The organism is Chryseobacterium sp. VD8, from assembly GCF_037149975.1.
GTDB classification, from domain to species: domain Bacteria; phylum Bacteroidota; class Bacteroidia; order Flavobacteriales; family Weeksellaceae; genus Chryseobacterium; species Chryseobacterium indicum.
The window spans coordinates 1-7,757 of sequence record NZ_JBBCQL010000223.1 but is presented as its reverse complement, the minus strand read 5'-3'; the positions used below and the strand labels follow the sequence as shown (position 1 = coordinate 7,757).

The 7,757-nt window shown below is 36.5% G+C and carries 8 protein-coding genes; 3 read left to right on the top strand and 5 right to left on the bottom strand.

Annotated elements, in window-relative coordinates:
* Positions 1 to 478: UDP-2,3-diacylglucosamine diphosphatase (locus tag WFK35_RS18595; RefSeq protein ID WP_336733814.1), on the bottom strand; the 478-nt coding region annotated here is incomplete at its 3' end.
* Positions 479 to 505: 27 nt separating this feature from the next.
* Complete coding sequence (locus WFK35_RS18590; RefSeq protein WP_336733815.1) at positions 506 to 952, bottom strand: 6-pyruvoyl trahydropterin synthase family protein; 447 nt, start codon at positions 950 to 952, stop codon at positions 506 to 508.
* Positions 953 to 1,051: 99 nt separating this feature from the next.
* On the opposite strand from WFK35_RS18590, the gene WFK35_RS18585 reads away from it, so the two are divergent.
* Positions 1,052 to 1,555, top strand: a complete 504-nt coding sequence (locus WFK35_RS18585; protein WP_336733813.1) for a TlpA family protein disulfide reductase — start codon at positions 1,052 to 1,054, stop codon at positions 1,553 to 1,555.
* Here the strand turns inward: WFK35_RS18585 and WFK35_RS18580 are convergent.
* From WFK35_RS18580 to aceB, 3 genes are all read right to left on the bottom strand, one after another.
* Positions 1,547 to 1,933, bottom strand: a complete 387-nt coding sequence (locus tag WFK35_RS18580; RefSeq protein ID WP_336733812.1) for an acyl-CoA thioesterase — start codon at positions 1,931 to 1,933, stop codon at positions 1,547 to 1,549. The genes WFK35_RS18585 and WFK35_RS18580 overlap by 9 nt on opposite strands.
* A gap of 97 nt (positions 1,934 to 2,030) precedes the next feature.
* Positions 2,031 to 3,311, bottom strand: a complete 1,281-nt coding sequence (gene aceA / locus WFK35_RS18575) for an isocitrate lyase (RefSeq protein ID WP_336733811.1) — start codon at positions 3,309 to 3,311, stop codon at positions 2,031 to 2,033.
* 134 nt (positions 3,312 to 3,445) lie between these two features.
* Positions 3,446 to 5,020: a malate synthase A gene (gene aceB, locus WFK35_RS18570; protein WP_336733810.1), complete on the bottom strand. Its 1,575-nt coding sequence runs from the start codon at positions 5,018 to 5,020 to the stop codon at positions 3,446 to 3,448.
* Positions 5,021 to 5,145: 125 nt separating this feature from the next.
* Between aceB and WFK35_RS18565 the strand changes: the two genes are divergently transcribed.
* On the top strand, positions 5,146 to 6,621 hold the full coding sequence (locus WFK35_RS18565; RefSeq protein WP_235129746.1) for a helix-turn-helix domain-containing protein: 1,476 nt from the start codon (positions 5,146 to 5,148) through the stop codon (positions 6,619 to 6,621).
* A gap of 342 nt (positions 6,622 to 6,963) precedes the next feature.
* The gene (locus WFK35_RS18560) at positions 6,964 to 7,617 is read left to right on the top strand and encodes a ComF family protein (RefSeq protein WP_336733809.1); all 654 of its coding nucleotides are present in this window, start codon (positions 6,964 to 6,966) and stop codon (positions 7,615 to 7,617) included.
* Positions 7,618 to 7,757: the final 140 nt, after the last annotated feature.

The following is a 7,757-nucleotide window of genomic DNA, read 5'->3' as shown; positions in this document are numbered from 1 at the left end:
GCCATTTGAAGAACCATTGCGCGACAGGATTGGTAAAGACTTTTTTCATTCTTTTATATCCTTTATCTCCCGGTCCCAAACCGTCGCCATGAGCCAGCAGAAACTGCTTTCCGCCCATCTCAAAATACTGCTTTTTATAGAAAACCGTGCATCCGATTTCTTCTTCAAGATAATCTTTCATCCAAAGGTCATGGTTTCCCACAAAAAAATAAATATGGATTCCACGGTCTTTCAGTTCGGCAATTTTTCCCAGAACACGAACATAACCTTTCGGAATTACGTGCTTCCACTCGTGCCAGAAATCAAACAGATCTCCCATTAAAAAAAGAACCTGTGCATCATGCTTTATTTCGTCCATCCAACGGATAAAACGCTCTTCGCGCAGTTTACTTTGCTTTGGATCCGGTGCACCGAAATGCTGGTCTGAAGCGAAATATACTTTTTTTCCGGGTTCTAAATTAATGGTTGTTTTTAACACCGTTCTGAGTTTTTCTGAATAAAAAAATTACTGATTATCTTCCGCAAACCATTCTCCGTAAGAGTTTTCGGTTTCATGAAGTTTAAGATAAGCCAAAGAAATTCCTTCAGGAAGCTTCGATTTTATTTTTGCTGCGATGGCATATAACATATTCTCGCAGGTCGGCTGAAATGTACAGTAGATTACTTTATGCCCTTTTTCCTCAAGATCTTCCCCGAGTTCTCTGTGCGGCGAAAGTCCGTTGATGAGAACCGCATGATCCCAGACATCTACAATTTCAGACTTTACGATACTTTTAATATCACCAAAATCCACCACCATCCCATTCTTAGGGTTTTCCAAATCATTAACAGGCCTTCCTTTCACTGTTACAAACAGCTTGTAGGAATGTCCGTGCATATTTTTACATTTCCCGTCATAATTGTATAAAACGTGAGCGGTTTCGAATGTAAAAATTTTTGTAATACGTATCATCCTGCAAAGATAAGGAATTTGGTTTGTTCCGTTCATGTTCTTTGAGTACAAGAAAATAATCTTCATGAAATAATATTGAAGATGAACCGTTACTTCATCATGAAAACAATAATCTTATTATTAATCTTTTTCAGTGTAATCTTTAATGCTCAAAAGAGACAGTTTTGGACTTACCCCGATCTGGAAAATAAAATAGGAACCCATTTTCCGATTGAAAACTATAAAAATTCTGAAGGAAAAAATTTCAATTCCAATGATTTAAAGGGGAAAATCTCTTTTATCAATTTTTGGTCAACTCACTGCGAACCCTGTCTTGAAGAGCTTCCCTATCTTAATAAACTGAAAGAACTTTCAGGAGAAAAAGTCAATTTTATAGCCATTACGTATGACAGTAAAGAAAAAGTGGATCAATTTTTAACAAAAAAACCTTTCAATTTTCAGCACATTACAGATTCCGGACAGGAGCTGAAATCCTACTTTACACTGCTGAGAAATCCAATGACTTTTATGGTTGACAAAAACGGAAATATTCAGGAAATCACTGGAACCATCGAAGAAACAAAGTTTGAAATCCTGCAAAAAATTGTAAAGGAATCATTTTAGCTTTTCCAACCAGTCACTTTCCAGTCTTTTAATTTTCTGCGTTTCGACATCTACCAAAACCCATAATGTGGTAGAATCCACAACGAGTTGCCCGTTACAGTAAAACTCCACTTTTCTGGGCTGACGAATTCCTTCAGGAGCTTTCGGATAGGTTTTTACAGTAATGATGTCATTAAGATACACCTGCTTTTTGTATTGAATATGATGATCCAGAAGCATCCAGATATCTTTCGGATATTCTGTTTTATGCTTTACAAAATCCCAGTGCGCTGCTGCAATTTCTTCCACCCAATGCACATACTGAACGTTATTTACATGATTATTTCCATCAATATGCTGCTCTGTAACCTGTATCTGTTTTTCAAAAATCAAACTCATCTCCTTCAAATATAAATTCAAAATTAACACATAAAAAACAAAACCTTCCCAAAATCGAGAAGGTTCTAACAATTAAATTTAATTAAAACGAAACTTTTTAGTGAAATTGTGCGGTCTCGGTAGAATCTTTCATGGCAACCGTTGCGGAAGAGCCGTTGGTAACAATATTCTGTACCTCATCAAAATAGCCAGTTCCTACAAACGACTGATGTTTTACTGCTCTGAAACCTTTTTGCTGCAACGCAAACTCACGCTCCTGCAATTCAGAATATCCTGCCATTCCTTTTTCTTTATAAGCTAAAGCCAGCTCGAACATCGCTGTATTTAACGCATGGAAACCTGCCAAAGTAATAAACTGGAATTTGTACCCTAATTTTGCCAGTTCTTCACGGAAATTCTGCATTTCTTCCACAGAAAGCCTTGCTGCCCAGTTGAAGGATGGAGAACAGTTGTACGCCAACATTTTATCCGGAAATTTCGCATGAATGCCTTCTGCAAATTTTCTTGCCTGTTCCAGATCCGGATTAGAGGTTTCCATCCAGATCAGGTCTGCATAAGGAGCGTAAGATAAACCCCTGTCGATTCCCTGCTCCACTCCGTTTTTTACGACATAAAAACCTTCTGAAGTTCTTTCGCCTGTTACAAATTTTGTATCTCTGTCATCAATATCAGAAGTCAGCAAATCTGCTGCATCTGCATCTGTTCTTGCAATAATTAAACTCGGAACTCCCAAAACATCCGCCGCCAAACGTGCAGAAATTAATTTATTGATGGCTTCCTGCGTAGGAACCAAAACTTTACCTCCCAAATGACCGCACTTTTTAGCAGAAGAAAGCTGGTCTTCAAAATGCACTGCCGCAGCTCCTGCTTCAATCATCTGTTTCATCAGTTCATAGGCATTTAAATTTCCGCCAAAACCTGCTTCTGCATCGGCAATAATCGGAACCAGATATTCTTTTTCTCCGCCTCCGTTCACAGACTGGATCTGATCTGCTCTCAATAAAGCATTGTTAATTTTCTTTACTACGGAAGGAACTGAATTGGCGGGGTATAATGACTGATCCGGATACATTTCTCCCGATAAATTGGCATCTGCTGCAACCTGCCATCCGGAAAGATAAATTGCCTGCAAACCTGCGTCCACTTCCTGAACCGCCTGATTTCCGGTTAACGCGCCAAGCCCTGCAACGAAATCCTGAGTGTTGAGTAAATTCCAGAATTTTTTAGACATTTCCGTTGCAATGGTATAATCCAGTTTGTAAGACCCGCGAAGTTTTAAAACATCTTCCGCTGTGTAAGGACGTTTTACTCCTTTCCAGCGTGGGTTTTCCAGCCAGTCTTTTTCGATCTCCTGAATTTGTTCTTGTTTTGTTTTCATACTATTTTTTTGTTTAGTTAATTGTTGTTTGTTGACGGTTGATAGATAATCGATGATTGATGATTGATAGTTGATGATATATGATTGCAATCACATTAAACACTAAAACTCTCCCACTCTCATTACTCTCCCACTCAAATAAAAGGATACGCTTTCAGAGTTAAAAATTCATCAAATTTCTCACTGAAAATCAGCTCATTAAAAAGTTCTTTGGCAAGATTGAATTTCCCTTTACGGAAACGTTCTTCACCCACATACTTTTCAATTCTTTCCAGTTCTTCAAATTCCCACTGAAGGATCATTTCTCTGGTTAAAGTGCGGTCGTCATTTAAAACCGCATCATTTTTCAGCCATTGCCAGATCTGGGTTCTGGAGATTTCTGCGGTTGCCGCATCTTCCATTAAATTATAAATGGCTGCAGCTCCCGTTCCCATTAACCAGGATTCTATGTAAAGAATTCCGACGTTGATGTTCTTTCGGACCCCTTTTTCGGTGATTTCACCTTTCGGAACTTCAAGCAGATCTTTTTCGGTGATGTGATATTCAAATTTTTTATCGATCTGATTTTTGGAAGGCATATATTTATCAAAAACATCTTTTGCTACAGAAACTAAAGCAGGATGCGCTACCCAGGTTCCGTCGTGTCCGTTTTTTACTTCACGTTCTTTATCGCTTCTTACTTTTCCGAAAGCAATGCTGTTCGCTTCATAATCGTTTTTAACCGGAATCTGTGCTGCCATTCCTCCAATCGCGTGAACATTTCTTTTGTGACAGATTTCAATGACGCGTTTTGAATAGGCACTCATAAAAGGAGAAGCCATGGTTACCTGATCTCTGTCGGGAACAATAAACCGGGGAAGGTTTCTGAATTTTTTAATGAAAGAAAAAATATAATCCCATCTTCCGCAGTTGAGTCCTGAGCTGTGATCTTTTAATTCAAATAAAATTTCATCAATCTGAAAAGAAGCCGTAATTGTTTCTATTAAAACTGTTGCTTTTATGGTTCCCTGCGGAATTTCTAAGTAATTCTGTGCAAAAACAAACACTTCGTTCCACCATCTTGCTTCCTGATAATGCTCTAATTTCGGGAGATAAAAATACGGACCGCTGCCGTTTTCCAGTAATTGTTTAGCATTTCTGAAAAAATAAATTCCGAAATCGATTAATGACGCAGAAGCCTGTTCCTCATTAATCTCAATATGTTTTTCGTTTAGATGCAAACCTCTGGGACGAACCAATAAAACAGCCGTTTTTTCATTTAGCTGATAAGATTTTCCCTGCACAGTCGTAAAATCAATTCTTCGATTTACAGCATCAGAAAGATTCAGCTGACCTTCTATGCAGTTTTTCCATGTCGGAGAATTGCTGTCCTCAAAATCAGCCATAAAAGTGGAAGCTCCGGAATTTAGCGCGTTAATAATCATTTTCCGGTCTACAGGTCCTGTAATTTCCACTCTCCGATCCAGTAAATCTTCCGGAAGCGGAGCGCAGATCCAGTTTCCGTTTCTTATTTCTTCTGTCTCATCTAAAAATTTCGGAAGAATTCCCTCATCAAATTCTTTTTGTCTGATTTTTCTGTCTTCTAAAAGTTTTATTCTTTTCGGATTAAAATTCTGATGAAGTTCAACCAAAAAATCGATTAAATCTGTAGTGAAAACTTCCTGAAAGTTTTGTTCACCGCTGATTTTCAATTGAATTTTAGTTTCCATATCGTTTTAAATTTGTAATTCAACATTGCAAACATAAACAAAAATTTTCACAAATAGCGAACGTTCGCTAAATTATTTTAAAAATTATTATGCGAATAATCGCTTCTAAATATTATCTTTGAATTATGAATTCGGACAGCGACTTTATTAAAACGGTTTTCGGGCTGAAACTGAAACAGCAGAGACAGAAGAAAAACTGGTCTTTGCAGGATCTTGCGGTAAAAACAGGTTTATCCAAATCTTACCTTAATGAAATTGAAAACGGAAAAAAATATCCGAAACACGATAAGATCATTCAGCTTTCGGAAGCGCTGAACTGTACTTTTGACGATCTGGTTTCCACGAAGCTGGACAAAAGTCTTACGCCTTTTAATGAGATTCTTCAGTCTGATTTTTTTAAAGAAATTCCTCTGGAGCTTTTTGGGATCAATAAAAATAATCTGATCAGCATTATAAGTGATGCTCCGAAAAAAGTAACTGCTTTTATCAATGCTCTGATTGAAATTTCACAAAACTATAATTTAGGAAAGGAAAGATTTTACTTTGCGGTTTTGCGTTCTTTTCAGGAACTTTATGATAATTATTTTCCTGAAATTGAAGAAAAAGTCCAGCTCTTTGCTGAAGAAAACGGACTGCAGATCGACAAAAATTTACAGTCTGATGTTCTGGAGACTATTCTGAATGAAAAATTTAATTATCAGATTCAGTCGGAAGATTTTGAGAAGTACGGGACTTTGGATAATTTACGCTCATTGTTTGTCCCTGAAAAAAAGCTGTTGCTTTTAAACCGGAAATTAGAAAAAGATCAGAAAACCTTTATTCTCGCCAAAGAAATAGGATTCTGTGTTCTGGAATTAAAAAACCGTCCGAATACATATTCGTGGCTGGATTTTGGAAGTTTTGAAGAAATTTTAAATAATTTTTATGCTTCGTATTTTGCGGGAGCTTTGTTGATTTCAAAACAGAAAACGATTGAAAAAACTTCAGATTTTTTCCTGCAAAACGAATGGAATCCTCAGAATTTTGAAAATTTAATTGAAAACTTCACCAATTCTCCGGAAACATTTTATTATCGACTGACCAATATTCTTTCTTCTGAACTGGGAATAAAAGATTTGTTTTACTTATGTTTAGTCAAAAAGAAAAATTCAGATAAAATACAGATCTTAAAAGAGCTACACCTCAATCATCAGCAGGCTCCTCATGCGAATGCAACCAACGAGCATTATTGCAGAAGATGGATTGCCGTGAAAAACCTTCATCATTTAAAAGAAAACGAAACCTTAACGGACGCCCAGATTTCACATTACAAAGATCAGGGAATCAGTTATCTGGTGATTTCCACTTCACAGAAAAATCCTTTCTCTGATGGCAGCAACAGAAGTTACTGTTTGGGAATTTTACTGAACTCACAGACCATCAAAAAAATCAATTTTATTAAATCTCCGACTTTAAAAACCATCAATGTAGGAGTAACCTGCGAATCGTGCAGCATTGCCGACTGTGAAGTAAGGCAGTCGCCGCCTATCCGTCTGGAAAAGGAGTATTTTAATTCCGGTATGAAAAACGCAATTGAAAAGATCAGGAAGGATATTTTGTAATTTTTTTATGATTATCCGTTATTGATCATAATGCTTAATTTTCACGCAAAGAATCGCTAAGATTCTTTTATATACCAACTGTTTTTAAGTTCGCAAAGGTGCTTCGACAAGCTCAGCATAAAGCGAAGAACTCAAAGTTTTTCTAATTATGACAAGTTACGAACAATCATATTTTTTTCTATTTTTTAATTATTCACTTCATTTTCGGATGAAATGATTATTTTTATATCAGTTAGGGATATAAAAAAATTAATTATTTGAAGATATTTACTTCAATCAATAAGAAGTCTTTCTATACCTGCTATAAAAAATTAATAATCATCTTAAGTTATTCATGCGCAAATGATGCTCGATATTTTATTTCCGAATCGCTGTATTCGGTGCAGCCGGATTATTGATGCCGATTTTCCGGTCTGTAATCTTTGTTTTGATCAGATCCACTTTACCCACAACAATTATTCTGAAGATAATTTCGTTAAAGAAAAATGCAGACTGCTATTTCCCATCGAAAATGCTTTTGCATTAATGCAGTTTGAAAAAGAGAATGTGAGCCGGAAATTAATTCACGAACTGAAGTATCGGAGTCGGGAGAAAATCGGAAAAACTTTAGCTGAATGGACGACGGAAAGACTTGATTTTAAAAATCAGAAGCCTGATCTTTTGGTGACGGTTCCACTTCATCCGAAAAAATTAAGAGAAAGAGGATATAACCAATTGCATTTGTTTGCAGAAACGCTTTCAGAATTTTATGCTATTCCGTTCGATCATGAAGTGATGAAAAGAAATCATTATTCCAAAGCTCAGGCTTTAAAGGATAAAGTGAACCGGCTGAAAACTGAAAATGTGTTTTCGATGACTAAAGGTATTTCAGGCAAACATATTTTATTAATTGATGATGTTTTTACAACGGGAAATACGCTGGCTTCGATTGCGTGGGAAATTCTGAAATCGGGAGATAATAAAGTGAGTGTTCTCGTTATGGCGATTGATGAATAAAAAAAGCTGCTCCACAAAGAACAGCTTTAAGAAATTGTAATTATTTAAAAGGATTACTCCATTTTTTATTGGTATACACATCGGTTCCGGAAAGTGTTTTCAGAAATGCGATTACTGCATTTACTTCGGTTGATGTAAGG